The sequence below is a fragment of the Sphingomonas sp. genome (assembly GCF_045810705.1).
Lineage (GTDB): Bacteria > Pseudomonadota > Alphaproteobacteria > Sphingomonadales > Sphingomonadaceae > Sphingomicrobium.
Window position 1 is genome coordinate 38,446 of sequence record NZ_JBJMVI010000011.1, and the last position, 15,751, is coordinate 54,196.

At 64.9% G+C, this 15,751-nt stretch carries 10 protein-coding genes; 8 read left to right on the top strand and 2 right to left on the bottom strand.

The genetic code is table 11. The annotated features are described in order from the left end of the window. Positions 1-52: 52 nt before the first annotated feature. From ACJ8FR_RS05565 to ACJ8FR_RS05575, 3 genes are read left to right on the top strand one after another with little or no spacing between them, the layout of a single operon-like run. Complete coding sequence (locus tag ACJ8FR_RS05565) at positions 53-1,687, top strand: DUF5597 domain-containing protein (RefSeq protein WP_407827630.1); 1,635 nt, start codon at positions 53-55, stop codon at positions 1,685-1,687. Then, complete coding sequence (locus ACJ8FR_RS05570) at positions 1,684-4,548, top strand: TIM-barrel domain-containing protein (protein WP_407827631.1); 2,865 nt, start codon at positions 1,684-1,686, stop codon at positions 4,546-4,548. Before ACJ8FR_RS05565 ends, ACJ8FR_RS05570 begins: the two co-directional genes overlap by 4 nt. Positions 4,549-4,565: 17 nt before the next feature. After that, positions 4,566-5,585 (top strand): oxidoreductase, encoded by a 1,020-nt coding sequence (locus ACJ8FR_RS05575; RefSeq protein ID WP_407827632.1) that lies wholly within the window; start codon positions 4,566-4,568, stop codon positions 5,583-5,585. On the opposite strand, the gene ACJ8FR_RS05580 is transcribed toward ACJ8FR_RS05575, so the two are convergent. Beyond that, positions 5,509-7,743, bottom strand: coding sequence for a beta-glucosidase (locus ACJ8FR_RS05580; protein ID WP_407827633.1), 2,235 nt, complete (start codon positions 7,741-7,743; stop codon positions 5,509-5,511). The two genes, ACJ8FR_RS05575 and ACJ8FR_RS05580, sit on opposite strands and share 77 nt — an antisense overlap. A gap of 111 nt (positions 7,744-7,854) precedes the next feature. Between ACJ8FR_RS05580 and ACJ8FR_RS05585 the strand changes: the two genes are divergently transcribed. From ACJ8FR_RS05585 to ACJ8FR_RS05605, 5 genes are read left to right on the top strand one after another with little or no spacing between them, the layout of a single operon-like run. Next, complete coding sequence (locus tag ACJ8FR_RS05585) at positions 7,855-8,997, top strand: fumarylacetoacetate hydrolase family protein (protein WP_407827634.1); 1,143 nt, start codon at positions 7,855-7,857, stop codon at positions 8,995-8,997. Beyond that, entirely contained in the window at positions 8,997-10,433 is a 1,437-nt protein-coding gene (locus ACJ8FR_RS05590) for an aldehyde dehydrogenase family protein (RefSeq protein ID WP_407827635.1), read from the top strand. Before ACJ8FR_RS05585 ends, ACJ8FR_RS05590 begins: the two co-directional genes overlap by 1 nt. Before the next feature lie 5 nt (positions 10,434-10,438). Further along, positions 10,439-11,194, top strand: coding sequence for an SDR family NAD(P)-dependent oxidoreductase (locus ACJ8FR_RS05595; RefSeq protein WP_407827636.1), 756 nt, complete (start codon positions 10,439-10,441; stop codon positions 11,192-11,194). Next, on the top strand, positions 11,195-12,070 hold the full coding sequence (locus tag ACJ8FR_RS05600) for an SMP-30/gluconolactonase/LRE family protein (RefSeq protein ID WP_407827637.1): 876 nt from the start codon (positions 11,195-11,197) through the stop codon (positions 12,068-12,070). After that, positions 12,049-13,995 (top strand): sialate O-acetylesterase, encoded by a 1,947-nt coding sequence (locus tag ACJ8FR_RS05605; protein WP_407827638.1) that lies wholly within the window; start codon positions 12,049-12,051, stop codon positions 13,993-13,995. Before ACJ8FR_RS05600 ends, ACJ8FR_RS05605 begins: the two co-directional genes overlap by 22 nt. On the opposite strand, the gene ACJ8FR_RS05610 is transcribed toward ACJ8FR_RS05605, so the two are convergent. Further along, positions 13,966-15,744, bottom strand: a complete 1,779-nt coding sequence (locus ACJ8FR_RS05610; RefSeq protein ID WP_407827639.1) for an IlvD/Edd family dehydratase — start codon at positions 15,742-15,744, stop codon at positions 13,966-13,968. The genes ACJ8FR_RS05605 and ACJ8FR_RS05610 overlap by 30 nt on opposite strands. Between the last annotated feature and the right edge of the window lie 7 nt (positions 15,745-15,751).

Below are 15,751 nucleotides of genomic sequence, written 5' to 3' on the forward strand. Positions count from 1 at the left end.
CAACCTCTCCCGCAATCTGGCGCTGTTCGTTTGGTAGCGCTACCACAGCTCAATGCAAATCGCCTTGGTGCCGAGAATCGTGGGGCGTCTGACTTGCCTGCTGCTTGGCCTTGCGGGGCTGGCCAACGCGCCGCTTCATGGGCAATCATTGCCGCATTTGGTCGAGCGTGGCGGAAGGCACGCGCTCATGGTGGACGGCGCGCCGTTCCTGATCCTCGGAGCCCAGGTCAACAACAGCAGCAACTATCCCGCGGTGCTCCCACAGGTCTGGCCCGTGATCCGCCAGCTTCACGCCAACACCTTCGAGATCCCGGTCGCGTGGGAGCAAATCGAGCCGCAGGAAGGGCGGTTCAATTTCTCCTGGGTCGACACGTTGCTCGCGCAGGCGCGGCAGAACGAGGTGCGGCTGGTGCTGCTCTGGTTCGGGACGTGGAAGAATACCAACCCGCAATATGCACCCGAATGGGTGAAGACGGACACGCGCCGCTTTCCCCGCGAAGTGAAGCCGGACGGGACGACACATTTCGTGCTGTCGGCGCATGGCCCGGCGACGCTCGACGCCGACAGCCACGCATTCGCGGCGCTGATGGCACACCTGCGAGTGGCCGACCCACAACACACGGTCATCATGATGCAGGTCGAGAATGAGACTGGAAGCTACGGCATCCCGCGCGATTTCTCACCGACTGCGCAGCGCCTCTTTGCTCAAGCGATTCCGCCCGAGCTGTCGCGGCGCGTCGGCAAGAGGGGCACCTGGTCGCAAGCATTCGGGCCGACGGCGGATCAGGCATTCAACGCCTGGCACGTCGCACGCTATGTCGATCAGATCGCGGTTGCGGGCAAGGCGCAGCTCGACCTGCCGATGTATGTCAATGCGTCTCTGACCGACCCGTTCAATCTCGAGGGTGTCCAGTTCGGAGCAAGCGGCGGACCCAATTGGAACGTGATCGACATCTGGAAGGTCGCGGCACCGCACGTCGATATCGAAGCGCCGGACATCTATACCGCCGACCAGCGCAAATACGCCAAGTACATCGAGCACTATCGCCGGCCCGACAATCCGCTGCTTATTCCCGAAACCGGCAACGACGTGCAGTTCGCCCGCTTTTTCTGGCTGACGCTCGGCAATGGCGCGATCGGCTGGTCGCCGTTCGGCATGGACGCCACCGGCTACTTCAACTTCCCGCTCGGCGCCAAGCAACTCAACGGGGAGACGCTCGAAGAATTCGCGGCGAAGTTCGCCTTGCTCGCACCAATGGCGCGGGACTGGGCCAGGCTTTCGTTCGAGCACCCGACTGCCGGTTTCGCCAAGCCAGACGATGCGTCCGATCAGACCGCGGTGCTGGGGCGATGGAAGGTCATGGCCATGTATGGCTTGTGGCAGTTCGGCCAGCGCGAGCGCGCGGGAACCGCGGCGTCTCCCAACAAGGACCGACCGGTCGGGGGCGCCGCAATCATTCAGCTTGGGCCCGATGAACTTCTCGTCGCCGGGTCGGACGTTCGGCTCGCCTTTTCGCTGGATCGACCCCAACCCGGCGAGAACTCGCAATTCCTGGATGTCGAGGAAGGCAGGTTCGAGGATGGCCGCTGGGTGATGCAGCGCCGGTGGAATGGCGATCAGGTCGATTACGGCCTCAACCTCACGACGCCGACTTTGCTCAAGGTCCGGCTGGGAAGCTATCGATGAAGCTTCGACGTCTCACGCTTGCTCTCGTCGCGGTGAGCAGCGCGGCTGGCTCGCAGACCTACCAGCGCACCGACACGGGAATCATCGTCGTGCCTGCGCGGCGACCGGACTCGATCGTGCGGCTGCAGGTCTATGGCGATGGGATCATCCGGGTCACCGAGGCTCCGACCAAAGATTTGGACCTCACGCATAGCCTGATGGTCGTTGCGCAGCCCTCGGCCGCGCTTTCATTCAGCGAAGCGCCAGGAAATGTAACGCTCAAAACGGCCAAGGCGGCTGCGACCGTCGATCTGCGGACTGGGCGCGTGAGCTTCAGGGACGCCGACGGGCGCGTCGTGCTTGCCGAAAGCGGCGCACCGCTGTTTACGCCGACGAGCTCCGAGGGCGTGCCGTTCCTCGCCATCCGGCAGCAATTCAATCGCGGCACGAACGAAGGGTTCTACGGCCTCGGCCAGCACCAGTTCGGCCAGATGAATTACAACGGCGAGGACGTCGAGCTTGCCCAGCACAACATGGACGTCGCGATCCCGTTCGTGGTCTCGACGCGGAATTACGGGCTGTTGTGGGACAATGATTCGATCACCCGCTTCGGCGACCCCGTCCCCTACCCGCTCGCCGGCGCCTCCGGGGACGGGCTGAAGGTCACCGGCAAGGACGGCGCTGCCGGATGGACGGCGACCTACACAGTCAATGGCCGGGTCATCGCCGAACGACAGGAACCCGCGGTCGATCTCCAATATCTCGAGAACCGGAAAGACTGGCCGGCCGGCACGCGCGCGCCGGACAACAGCAGCACGGTCCCAGGGCTGAAGGTGACGTGGACCGGCACAATTGTCCCCGCAGCAACCGGCCTGCACCGCTTCCGCCTTTATTCGTCGAGCTATGCGAAATTGTTCGTCGACCGGCGCAAGTTGCTCGATCGCTGGCGGCAGAACTGGAACCCCTGGTATCATAATGCCGACGTCGAGCTGACCGGCGGGAAGCGCCACGAAGTGCGGCTCGAGTGGGAACCGAACGGCGGCTATATCGCGCTGCTCCACAGGGACCCGCGCCCCGACGCCGATCGCCATACGCTAACTTTGTCGTCCGATTTCGGCCACGCGGTCGATTATTATTTCGTCGGCGGCCGCAGCATCGACGAGGTGATCGGCGGCTACCGCCAGCTCACCGGCAAGGCGCCGATCATGCCCAAATGGGCCTATGGCTTCTGGCAGAGCCGCCAGCGCTACGAGACCCAGGACCAGCTGCTTTCCCTCCTTCGCGAGTATCGGAAGCGCGGGCTGCCGCTCGATAATATCGTGCAGGACTGGGACTATTGGCCAGAAGACCAGTGGGGCTGCCAGTGCTTCGACGCGTCACGCTTCCCCGATCCCAGGGCGATGGTCGATGAGGTGCATCGCAGCGGCGCTCACGTGATGATCTCGGTGTGGGCGAAATTCTATCCGGGCACCGCCAACTACAGGGAGCTCGACGCGGTCGGCGGGATCTACCGCAACATGGTCACGCCGCGGCGCGACGAGCCGGTCGACGACCCCAACTACATCCACGGCATGTATCGCGACTGGATCGGCAAGGGCTATGCCAACGCCTTCTACGACCCGTATAACACCCGGGCGAAGCATATCTATTCGCGGCAAGTGATCGAGGGCATCGGAAGCAAGGGTTTCGACGCCTGGTGGCTCGATTCCGACGAGCCCGACTTCCACTCCAATCTGTCGGTCGCCGAGCGCCAGCGGCGGATGAGCCCGACCGCGCTCGGCCCCGGCGCCGCCTTCTTCAATGCCTACCCGCTCGAGCATGTCGAGGGCGTCTACGACCATATGATCGCTTATCGGCCCGATGTTCGCCCGTTCATTCTCACGCGCTCCGGCTTCGGCGGCATCCAGCGCGCCGGCGCCGCGATCTGGTCGGGGGACGTCGCGTCGCGCTGGGACAATCTGCGCGAGCAGATCTCCGCCGGGATCAACTTTTCCATGTCGGGTATCCCCAACTGGAGCCACGACATCGGCGGCTACACGATGGAGGATCGGTTCCTCAAACCGAATGCCGCAGACTTGGACGAATGGCGCGAGCTCAACACCCGCTGGTTCCAGTTCGGCGCCTTCTCGCCGATTTTCCGCAGCCACGGCGAAAACATCCACCGCGAGATTTTCGAAATGTCGCCCGAAGGTTCGCCGACTTATCGGTCGATGGTCTGGTATGACAAGCTGCGTTACCGCTTGATGCCCTACACCTACACGCTCGGCGCCGACACCTATTTCAAGGACGGCACGATCATGCGCGGCCTGGTGCTGGATTTCGCCGGCGACAAGCGCAGCTGGAATATCGGCGACGAATATATGTTCGGGCCCGCATTCCTCGTCGCGCCAGTGACCGACTACAAGGCCCGCAGCCGCAAGGTCTACCTTCCCGCCGGCGCAAGCTGGGTCGATTTCTACACCGGGAGTAAGATTGCGGGCGGGCGGATGATCGACGCTGCTGCGCCCTATGAGCGCATGCCGCTGTTCGTGCGCGCCGGATCGATCGTCCCGACCGGGCCTGCGATTCAGTTCACAGGAAACGACACGCATTCGCCGCTGACGGTGAATGTCTACACCGGCGCCGACGGCGGCTTTTCGCTCTACGAGGACGATGACGTCAGCCGCCAGTATCTGCACGGCCAATATTCGCGTATTCCATTCGCTTGGAATGAGCGTCGCAAGACCCTGACAATCGGCCCGCGGCAGGGCAGCTATCGGGGCATGGCGGGCACACGCGTGATCAAGGTGCGCTGGGTCCGGCCCGGCACGCCGCTGAACCTCGACGCTTCGGACGCGACGATTACCTACACGGGCGCGCCGATCACCGTCCGGATGCGCTAAAGGCGGGTCTGAAGCCGATGGCGCGCGACATCATTCGAGTGGGATTGGTTGGCTACGGGCTCGCCGGGTCGGCCTTCCACGCGCCGCTGATCCGGGCCTGCGATCGCTTGCAGCTGGCCGCCATCCTGAGCTCACGCGGCGCGCCGGATCGAGTCGGCTCGATGCCCGAGTTGATCGCATGCTCCGACCTGATCGTCATCGCGTCGCCCAACGCGACGCATTTCCCATTAGCCAAACAGGCACTTGAGGCTGGGCGGCACGTGGTCGTCGACAAACCCTTCACGGCAATAGTCGACGAGGCCGACGAACTCATCCGCATTGCGGCCGAGCGAAAGCGCGTCCTCAGCGTCTTCCACAACCGGCGCTGGGACGCGGACTTCCTGACGGTTCGCGACATTCTTCCACAACTCGGCGACGTGCTGCTCTTCGAAGCGAACTGGGATCGTTTTCGGCCCGAGATCAAGATGGGCTGGCGCGAAGACGCCGGGCCCGGCGCGGGCCTCTTCAATGATCTCGCCCCGCACCTGATCGACCAGGCGCTGCAACTGTTCGGCATGCCGGACGCAATCGACGCGGACATTTTGACGCAGCGAAAAGGCGCGCTGGTCGACGATTATTTCGACGTGACGCTTCACTATGGCGCGCGCCGCGTGTGCCTGCGGTCGTCGACGCTTGTCGCCGCGCCTCGGCCGCGATTCGCCATCCACGGGACCGGCGGCTCATTCATAAAGCACGGGCTCGACCCGCAGGAAGCGCAACTCAAGTCAGGAATGGATCCGAGCGATCCGGCATTCGGCATCGATTCCAATGACGGAGTGATCGTCGCGCCGGATGGCAGCAGCGAGCCGGTGCGATCCAGGCGCGGCAATTACCCCGCCTTCTACGACGGCCTTGCCGCTGCGATCCTCGACGGAGCGCCGGTGCCCGTCCTAGCCGGTGACGCCCGCATCGGGCTCGATCTCATTCGCCTCGCTCGGTCGGCGTCGAAGCGGGGACGGCGCCTGCAACTCCCGGCCGCCAGTTCGCCGGCAGGGTGACTGCCGGCAATGCGACCGAGGCATTGCTTCGAAGATCGGCGGAAGACGCTCCCAGCATCAGGCGATATTCGCCGGCGGCGATGCGCCACACATGGGCCGTCTCGTCGAATGTCGCCAGCAGCCGCGGATCGACGTCGAGGTCGACGGCCTTGGACTGACCCGGTGCGAGGTCCACCTTGGCGAACCCGACAAGGCGCTTGGGCGCTTCCCATCCGCCGGCAACACTCGCCGCATAGACCTGCCCGACGGCCATCCCGCGGCGCTTGCCGGTGTTGCTGAGGTTGAAGTGGACCCGAAGCTTGTCTGCGGTGCCGGCGGCCGCTCGCATCGGGCCGTAACCGAAGCGGGTGTAGCTGAGCCCGTGACCGAACGGGAACAAGGGCTGCAGCTTCTGCCGGTCGATCCACTTGTAGCCAACTGCGGCGCCTTCCGAATAATCGATGGTGAACTCGTCCATCTCGGACTTGCCGCCGGGCCGCACGGGTCGAGGGAGTTGCGCCTCGCTTTGGTAGAATGTCACCGGCAAATGGCCGGACGGGTTGACGCGCCCGGTAAGCACGTTGGCAATGGCTGTTCCGCCGGCTCTTCCCGGATACCAGGCCTCGACGACCGCGGCGACGCGTCCGGCCCAGGGCATTGCCACGCCCGCGTTGGTTTCCAGGACCACCGCGGTCCTGGGATTGGCGGCAGCGACGGCATCGATCAAGGCATCCTGGTTACCGTCGAGCGACATTGGCACGTCGATCGACTCGCTCGACCATTGGGTCGCGAAGACGATCGCGACGTCGGCCGCGCGCGCGGCAACTGCCGCGGCGGCAGGATCGGCGCCATCCACGAAAATGATCGGGGCGTTCGGTGCCGCTGTCTTGAGCGCTGCGAGCGGCGAGGACGGGTAATACATCACCGGCCCTGGCCAGCCGGTCGGCAGCAAACCCGGCACGGCATTGCCGCCCCGCGGATAGACCAGCGAGGAACCGCTGCCCGCGAGCACGCCCTTGTCCGCATGGCCGCCAATCAGGACGATCCTGCGTACGTTCGGGCCGAGCGGAAGCAGGCCGCCCTCGTTCTTGAGCAGCACGATGCCCTGTTCGGCGTCCGCCTGGCTGACCGCTTCGTGCGCGGCGAAGTCGGTTGGGCCGTTCTCGTTGACGGGGTCATCCGCAGCGCCAGTGGAATAGAGCGCCCAAAGGACGCGCTGGGCCATGTCGTCGATCCGGGCCTGCGGCACCTGACCCGCGGCAATGGCGGCCTTCATCGGCTCGCGGAAATAAGGCTGCTCGTCAAACGGCCAGCCCGACTGCTGGTCCAGCCCGTTGAGCGTCGCCTTGACGGTGCTGTGGACCGCGCCCCAGTCGGACATGACGTAGCCGCGAAAGCCGAGGTCCCGCTTGAGCACGTCATTGAGCAGCCAGCTGTTCTCACAGGCAAAATCGCCGTCGACCTTGTTGTACGAGCACATGACCGACCCGGGGTTGCCGCGTTCGATCGCGAACTGGAACGCGAGTAGGTCCGACATCCGTGCCGCGCTATGGTCGATCCGGACATCGTGGCCTTTGCGCCCGGTCTCGAGGTCGTTCAGCGCATAATGCTTGGTCGTCGAAATGACGTGGTTGGACTGGATGCCGGCGATTTCCGACCCGACGATCGTTCCAGCAAGCAACGGGTCTTCGCCGGCATATTCGAAGTTGCGCCCATTGCGTGGGTCGCGCGCGAGGTCGACGCCGCCGGCGAGCATCACGTTGAAGCCCGACGCGCGCGCCTCGGCGCCAATCATCCGGCCGCCTTTGAACGCGAGCTCCGGGTTCCAGGTCGCCGCTGTTGCAATTCCCGACGGGAGCGCGGTGCGCTCGCGCTTTTGCTGCGCGCCGCCTTGCGTCGCGACCCCGACGCCCGCATCCGTTTCCCACTGCGGCGTGATCCCCAGGCGCGGAATTCCCGGAACGAATCCCGCCGACCCATAGCGTACGCCCGCCGGGGGATGTTTTCCCTGCCAGTCGGTTGCGAAATAGCCGAAGGTCAGCTGGAGCTTTTCATCGAGCGTCATCTTGCTGACGACCGCTTCTGCGCGCTCGCCCGGGCCAGGCGGGGCCGCTGAGGCAACCGCTGGCGCGGCGCACGCCATCAACACTGCGATGCGAATCCGATACCTGCGATGCATTGCGCTCTCCCCTGGGAATTCATGCCGGCGTGCCCACATACAAGCTTGACACTAATAGCTGCGAGCGCTGATTGGTAGCGCTACCATGAACACTTGGGTTCATCGCTCTTGATGCAGTTCACAGCCGCCATGCTGCCCGTCGACGTTGCCCGCGCGATGCTTGCTGGGCGGTTGCTACTCGATGCCGGTCCAACGCCCGTGCTGATCCGCGGCGGCGCGGTCGAAGACATCTCGCGGGTCGCTCCGACCATCGCCGATCTGCTGGACCTTCCCGACCCGGCCGGAGTCGCTGGTGAGCGGCTCTTCGCCATCGATGAGCTCGATCGCTTTCCGCCCGAGCGGATTCTCGCGCCAGTCGACCTTCAGGCGGTGAAGGCCGCCGGCGTTACGTTCGCGGTGTCGGCGATCGAGCGCGTGATCGAGGAGCGTGCACGCGGCGATTATCGGCTCGCGGGCTCGTTCCGCGACAAGCTCGAAGAGCGGATCGGCGGCGGAATCCGCTCGGTCGTCCCGGGCAGCGACGCGGCCGCGCGGCTCAAGGACTTGCTCATCGAGGAGGGCCTATGGTCGCAATACCTGGAAGTCGCGATCGGGCCCGACGCGGAAATCTTCACCAAGACCGCGCCGCTGGCGAGCGTCGGCTGGGGCGCCGAGATCGGCGTTCGTTCGGACTCCACCTGGAACAATCCCGAGCCCGAGGTCGTGCTGGCCGTCAACGACGAGGGCGATATCCGCGGCGCGACGCTTGGCAATGACGTCAACTTGCGCGACTTCGAAGGGCGCAGCGCCCTCCTTCTCAGCAAGGCCAAGGACAATAATGCTTCGTGCGCGATCGGCCCTTTCATCCGGCTGTTCGACGAGGGCTTCACGATCGATGACGTACGTTCGGCGGTGGTCGAGCTCGAAATATCCGGCCCCGACGGCTTCTCGCTGCGAGGGCAAAGCCGGATGAGTGAGATCAGCCGCGACCCCGAGGAGCTGGTTCGCCAGGCGATGAGCGAACACCATTATCCGGACGGCTTCGTGCTGTTCCTGGGCACCCTGTTCGCCCCGACGCAGGACCGCGACGAGCCGGGGCGCGGGTTCACCCACAAGGTGGGCGACGAAGTCCGGATTTCGACACCGAAACTGGGCACGCTGGCCAACACCGTCGTGACGTCGCGCGACGCGCCGGCGTGGACCTTCGGGACCAGGGCGCTAATGCGCAATCTTGCGGCACGGGGGCTGCTAACCGGGGCGATGGAGAACGCCTGATGCTCGAGGCCCTGAGCCATCTGATCAACGGAGAAAAGGTCGGCGGCGAGTCGTCCGGACAGAGTCTGAATCCTTCCAACCTCGACGACGTCGTCGCGCGCTATCCCAAGGGCGGAGCCGCGGAGGTCGACCGCGCGGTCGACGCGGCGCGCTCGGCCTCCCCCGCCTGGTCTGAAGCGTCGCCGGAAGTCCGCTCCGACGTGCTCGACAAGGCCGGGTCGCTGATCATGAACCGCGCCAAGGAGCTCGGCACGTTGCTGTCGCGCGAAGAGGGTAAGACCCTCCCCGAAGGCACGGGCGAAGTGATGCGCGCGGCGCGCATCTGCAAATATTTCGCGGGCGAAGCGCTCCGCCGGCATGGGCAGACACTGGAATCGACTCGTCCGGGAATCGACGTCGAGACGTACCGCGAACCCGTCGGCGTGTTCGGCCTGATTACCCCCTGGAATTTCCCGATCGCCATCCCCGCGTGGAAGAGCGCTCCTGCCCTCGCCTTCGGCAACACGGTAGTGCTGAAACCGGCGACTCCGACGCCGGCGATCGCTCATGCATTCGCCGAAATCCTGATCGAGGCCGGTGTTCCCCCAGGCGTTTTCAACCTGGTGATAGGCGAAGGCGACGTTGGCCGTGCAATCGTCAACCACGCCGGCATCGATGGCATTTCATTCACGGGTTCGCAGTCGGTCGGCGCATCGGTCGCCGAAGGCGCCGCTAAGCGCCAGGCGCGAGTCCAGCTCGAAATGGGCGGCAAGAACCCGCTCGTCGTACTCGACGATGCGGACATCGACCGCGCCGTCATGTGCGCGATCGACGGCGCGTTTTATGGCACCGGCCAGCGCTGCACGGCATCATCGCGGATCATTGTAACCGAAGGCATTCACGACCGCTTTGTCGAGGCGCTGGCGGAAAAGGCGCGGTCGCTGCGCGTCGGCGATGCGCTCGATCCGCAGACGCAGATCGGGCCGGCGGTCAGCGAGCAGCAGCTCGAGCAAAACCTACATTACGTCGAGATTGCCCGCAATGAGGGGGGCAGGGTGCTGACGGGCGGCGAACCGCTGACGCTCGACAAGCGCGGTTGGTACATGGCGCCGACGGTCGTCGCCGACACCCAGCCCGCGCAGCGCATCAATTGCGAGGAAGTGTTCGGCCCGGTCGCCAGCACGGTGAAGGTGCGCGACTATGAAGAAGCGCTGGACATCGCCAACCGCGGTCAGTTCGGGCTTTCGGCCGGAATTGTCACCGGTTCCCTGAAGTATGCGCGGCATTTCCGGCGCAACATTCGGGCCGGAATGGTCATGATCAACCTGCCGACCGCGGGTGTCGACTACCACGTGCCATTCGGCGGCACGCGCAAGTCGAGCTATGGCGCGCGCGAGCAGGGCTTCGCCGCCGTCGAATTCTATTCGCAGACCAAGACCGCCTACATCTGGAGCTGAAGAATTTGTCGGAATCGCCTGGCCAGCGCGCCGTCTATCCAAGCCTCAAAGGCAAGAAGGTCCTGGTCACGGGCGGCGGCTCGGGCATCGGCGCCGGCATCGTCGAAGCGTTTGCCGCGCAGGGCTCCAATGTCACCTTCTTCGACATCAACGGGTCTGATTCAGAAGCGCTAGCCGAGCGTACGGGCGGCAAATTCCTGCGCATCGACCTCAAGGATATTCCAGCGACTCAAAAGGCGATCGAAGGGCTCACGAAAGACGGGCCTATCGACGTGCTGGTGAACAACGCCGCCAACGACGACCGCCACAACGTCGATGATGTGACCGAGGAGTATTGGAACGATCGGCTCAACGTGAACCTCAAGCACCAGTTCTTTTGTGCGCAGGCGGTTGCGCCAGGGATGCGCTCCATTGGCGGTGGCGCGATCATCAATTTGGGGTCGATCAGCTGGCATCTCGCTTTGCCGGGGCTCGCCCTTTACGAAACCTGCAAAGCGGCGATCGAGGGGCTCACCCGCGCGCTCGCGCGCGACCTCGGTCCGGACAATATCCGGGTGACCTGCATCGTCCCCGGGAACGTCCGCACCCCGCGTCAGCTGAAATGGTATACACCGGAGGGCGAAGCGGAGATCGTGAACGCGCAATGCCTCCCCGGCCGGCTGGTGCCCGAAGACATTGCCGCCTTCGCTCTGTTTCTCGCTTCCGACGATGCGCGGCTCGTCACCGGCCACGAATATTTTGTCGACGCTGGCTGGCGCTGAATGAGCGGCCAAAGTCCGAAGCCAGTCTGGGAGCTTGAGGCCGAGCTTGGTGAAGGACCGGTATGGGTCGAGCGAGACCAGGCTCTATGGTTCGTCGACATCAAGAAGCAGCAAATCCACCGCTACGATCCCGAAGCCGGGGCGAAGCAAAGCTGGAAGTCGCCCGAACAGGTCGGCTTCATCCTTCCGACCGCGGGCGGCGGCTTCGTCGCGGGACTCCAATCTGGCCTGTATCGCTTCGACCAGGGAAGCAGCGCCTTCGAGCTGATCGTTGAGGTCGAACCGGACCTACCCGACAATCGCTTGAACGACGGCGTCGTCGATCCCGCCGGGCGGCTGTGGTTCGGAACGATGGACAATGCCGAGAAAGCGAAGACCGGCGCTTTCTACTGTTTCCACGAAGGACGGCTGAAGCGGACCGGACTGGACGGCATCGCGATCACCAACGGGCCGGCGATTTCGCCTGACGGCGGGCTGCTCTACTTCGTGGACACGCTCAAAGGGACGATCGGTATCGCCGAGATTCGCGACGACGGCTCGCTTGGCGAACCTCGGCCCTTTGCCCGCATCGATCCGGCCGACGGCTATCCGGACGGCCCGACCATCGACAGCAACGGCTATGTCTGGATCTCTCTTTACGCCGGGTGGGGAGCGCGCCGTTATGCGCCTTCCGGAGAGCTGGTTGATAGTGTCCGTTTTCCGGTCGCGAACATCACCAAGATTGCGTTCGGCGGCGCCGATCTTCGCACTGCGTTTGCGACGACCGCGCGTCAGCTCCTTTCGCCAGAAAAGATCGCGAAGCAGCCGCTGATCGGCGCGCTGTTCGAGTTTCGAGTCAATGTGCCGGGAGTGCCATGTCCGCTCGCGCGTCTCTGATCTTCGTCAGCCTCCTCGCATCGCCCGCGGCAGCTGCTCCGGCCATCGACCCGCAATTCGGAAGTCACGCCGTCATCCAGCGCGGCAAGCCGATCGTCCTATCCGGCACCGCAGCTCCGGATGAGCCTGTCGCGGTGAGCTTTGGTGGACAGACCCGGCGCTCGGTCGCTGACCGCAAAGGGACATGGGCCGCGAGCTTTCCGAGACGCGGCGCCGGTGGCCCCTTCACGATCGATGTTGCTGGAGCGGGTGGCGCGAAAGCCGCGTCCGCGGACGTGATGGTCGGCGACGTCTGGCTGTGCTCGGGCCAGTCGAACATGGAATTTCCGGTCCACCGGGCGCTCAACGGCGCCGGCGAGGTCCAGAGCGCGAACGATCCGGATTTGCGCCTGTTCAAGGTGCCGCAACAGGTTGCCGACGACCCCCAGGCGCATTTCGCCAAGCCGCCGCAATGGCAAGCGACCACTCCGGACTCGGTCAAGGATTTCTCCGCCGCATGCTACTTCATGATTCGGGATCTGCGCACCTCGCAGCACGTGGCGATCGGCGCGATCGACGACAGCTGGGGCGCGACGCCGATCCGCCAATGGATGGACGAGGCCTCCGTCCGCGCCGGCGGCGAAGCGGCCATCGCCGATCTCGTGCGGCTTCATCGAACAAACCCGTCACAGGCGCTGCGCCAGTTCGACGCGACGTGGGTGAAGTGGTGGGACAGCCAGGCGGGCACGCCGGCCGGCCAGGAACCATGGCGCGCCGGCGACCGGCTGGCCTGGCAGCCGGTGCCGCGGATCGACTATTGGGATTCGTGGGGCCCCGACTGGAAGAATCACATAGGCGCTGTATGGTTTCGGCGCCGCTTCAGCCTGACCCCAGCCCAAGCTGCCGGAGGCGCGAGCCTCTCGCTCGGTGTGTTCGACGACATGGACCAGACGTGGGTCAATGGCGTGCCCGTCGGCGGGACCAGCGACTGGGCGGCGCAACGCGTATACGCCATCCCGCCGAGCCTGCTGCATGCCGGCACCAACGAGATCGTCATCTATGTGCTCAACACATACGGCGCTGGCGGTTTCGTCGGCCCCATTGACAAAGTGCACCTCGATTTCGATGGCAGCGCTGCCCTCCCGCTCGGCGACCAATGGCAATATTCGCCTATCGACAAGGCGATCGCAAACGGCCCGACGCCGCCCTGGTCCGGAGTTGCGAGCGTTTCGAAAATCTACAATGCGATGGCGGCTCCATTCGGGCCGCTCGGGCTCAAGGGCGTCGCCTGGTACCAGGGCGAAGCCGACGTCGGTGTTCCCGGCTACGACCGGCGGCTCGCGGCCTGGATGGCGAATTGGCGGGGCCAGTTCCGCGATCCCAACCTGCCGTTCCTGATCGTCGGGCTCGCCGGATGGGGCCGGCCCACGTCCAAACCCGTCGAGAGCGGATGGGCCGCGCTGATCAATGAGCAGCGGCTCGGTGTCCAGCACGATTCCCACGCCGCACTGATCAGTGCGATCGACATTGGCATTCCAACCGATCTCCATCCCCCGAACAAGCAGGAGGTTGGACGGCGGCTGTCGCTTGCAGCGAAGCAGCTCGCTTACGGCGCAGCGGGCGCGGTGGGCCCGATGCCGATCGACGCAATGGCATCGGGACCGGGAATGATTGTCGTTCGCTTCAGCAAGCCCTTGCAGTCGATCGGTGGCCCGGGGGCGCTCGGCTTCGAGCTTTGCGGCGGGCTTCCTTCTCGCTGCCGCTACGCGGATGCGCGCGTGCGCGGTTCGTTGGTCGACATAGCATGGACCGACAACCAGCCCGTCGCCGAGGTTCGATATGCGTGGGCCGACTATCCGATCGTCAATGTGTACGATCTCGATCTGTTGCCGGTGCCGGTTTTTGAGCTTCCCCTGTCAGTGGTTGTGACGGGGGGTCTTCAATGAAGTGCCGCGATACTTGACTGCGAATTCGAGCGTACCTCCGGTCGACAGCTGCCCGGTCTTCTCGCGGTAGAGTTCCTCCCACGGCGTTTTGCTCGGCGGAACCGGCGGCGGCGCTTCGGCTTTCCGCCGCGCGATTTCTCCCTCGCTCACCAAGGCGTCGCACCGGCCCTCGTTCAGGTCGATGCGGATCGTGTCGCCCGTGCGTAGCCAGCCCAGGCCTCCGCCCGCCGCACTCTCCGGCGACGCATTGAGGATCGACGGACTGTCGGACGTTCCCGACTGCCGCCCGTCGCCGAGCGTTGGAAGGCTCTGAATGCCGCGCCGGAGCAGCGCATCGGGCGGCTGCATGTTCACCACCTCGGCGGAGCCGGGCCAGCCGAGTGGACCCGACCCGCGGATCACCAGGATGCAATTCTCGTCGATGTTCAGCGACGGATCGTTGATGCGATGGTGGTAGTCGTCCGAGCCGTCGAAGACGATCGCGCGCGCTTCAAAAAGGCCCTCGCTCCCCGGCGTCGACAAATAGCGCTTCCGAAACTCGTCGCCGATGACGCTGGTCTTCATGATCGCGAAATCGAACAGGTTTCCGGACAGGACGAGGAAGCCCGCACGGTCCTTCAGCGGCGTCGCGTAAGGATAGATGACTTCGCGATCCGTCGCTTCCCGGCCCTCGAGATTGTCGGCCTGTGTGCGACCCGTGCAGGTTAGCGCCGAGCCATCGAGCTTGCCCGCCTGGAGCAACTCCCACATTACTGATGGGACGCCCCCCGCGCGGTGAAAGCGCTCGCTCAGATACTTGCCCGCCGGCTGCATGTTGACGAGGAGGGGAATGTCGTAACCGTGCTCCATCCAGTCGCCGCTGCCGAGCTCGACACCCGCATGGCGCGCCATCGCAACAATGTGCGGCTGCGCGTTGGTCGATCCGCCGATCGCGGCGTTGAGACGGACCGCGTTGAGGAAGGCGGCACGGATCAGGATCTTCGACGGACGCAAATCCTCGTACGCCATGTCCACGATCCGCCGGCCCGTGCGATAAGCCATCTGACCGCGTTCGCGATACGGCGCTGGGATCGCCGCGTTGCCGGGCAGCGACATGCCGAGCGCCTCGGAGATGGCGTTCATGGTCGAGGCCGTGCCCATCGTATTGCAATGGCCCGGCGAAGGCGCCGAATCGCACGCACGGCGGACGAACTCCTCCTCGTCGATTTCGCCTGCGCCGAGCAGCCGCCGGGAACGCCAGATCACCGTGCCCGAGCCGACCAGCTCGCCCTCGTGCCAGCCGTCGAGCATCGGGCCGCCGTTGAGCGTGATCGCCGGGATGTCGACCGTGGCCGCAGCCATGATTGCCGCGGGCGTCGTCTTGTCGCAGCCCGTCGTGAGGACCACCGCATCGATCGGGTAGCCGTTGAGAATCTCGACCAGGCCCAGATAAGCGAGGTTGCGGTCGAGCGCGGCAGTGGGCCGGCGGCAATTCTCGAAGATCGGATGCATAGGGAATTCCATCGGAATTCCGCCGGCGTCGCGGATGCCCGCCTTGATGCGCTCGGCAAGCTCGAGGTGGATTCGGTTGCACGGCGCGATGTCCGAACCGGACTGCGCAATGCCGATGATCGGCTTGCCCGAGCGCAGCTCGTCGCGCGTCAGGCCGTAGTTCATGAACCGCTCGATGTAGAGCGCCGCCATGTCGGCGCGCTCCGGCGCGGCGAACCACTCGCGCGAGCGGAACGGACGTGCCGGGTTTCGCTCCATCACCTCA

Excerpts from the sequence above, each read along its gene's own strand:
- ACJ8FR_RS05565 (WP_407827630.1), top strand. The coding sequence starts at position 53 with ATGCAAATCGCCTTGGTGCCGAGAATCGTGGGGCGTCTGACTTGCCTG.
- ACJ8FR_RS05570 (WP_407827631.1), top strand. The coding sequence starts at position 1,684 with ATGAAGCTTCGACGTCTCACGCTTGCTCTCGTCGCGGTGAGCAGCGCG.
- ACJ8FR_RS05575 (WP_407827632.1), top strand. The coding sequence starts at position 4,566 with ATGGCGCGCGACATCATTCGAGTGGGATTGGTTGGCTACGGGCTCGCC.
- ACJ8FR_RS05580 (WP_407827633.1), bottom strand. The coding sequence starts at position 7,743 with ATGCATCGCAGGTATCGGATTCGCATCGCAGTGTTGATGGCGTGCGCC.
- ACJ8FR_RS05585 (WP_407827634.1), top strand. The coding sequence starts at position 7,855 with ATGCAGTTCACAGCCGCCATGCTGCCCGTCGACGTTGCCCGCGCGATG.
- ACJ8FR_RS05590 (WP_407827635.1), top strand. The coding sequence starts at position 8,997 with ATGCTCGAGGCCCTGAGCCATCTGATCAACGGAGAAAAGGTCGGCGGC.
- ACJ8FR_RS05600 (WP_407827637.1), top strand. The coding sequence starts at position 11,195 with ATGAGCGGCCAAAGTCCGAAGCCAGTCTGGGAGCTTGAGGCCGAGCTT.
- ACJ8FR_RS05605 (WP_407827638.1), top strand. The coding sequence starts at position 12,049 with ATGTCCGCTCGCGCGTCTCTGATCTTCGTCAGCCTCCTCGCATCGCCC.
- ACJ8FR_RS05610 (WP_407827639.1), bottom strand. The coding sequence starts at position 15,744 with ATGGAGCGAAACCCGGCACGTCCGTTCCGCTCGCGCGAGTGGTTCGCC.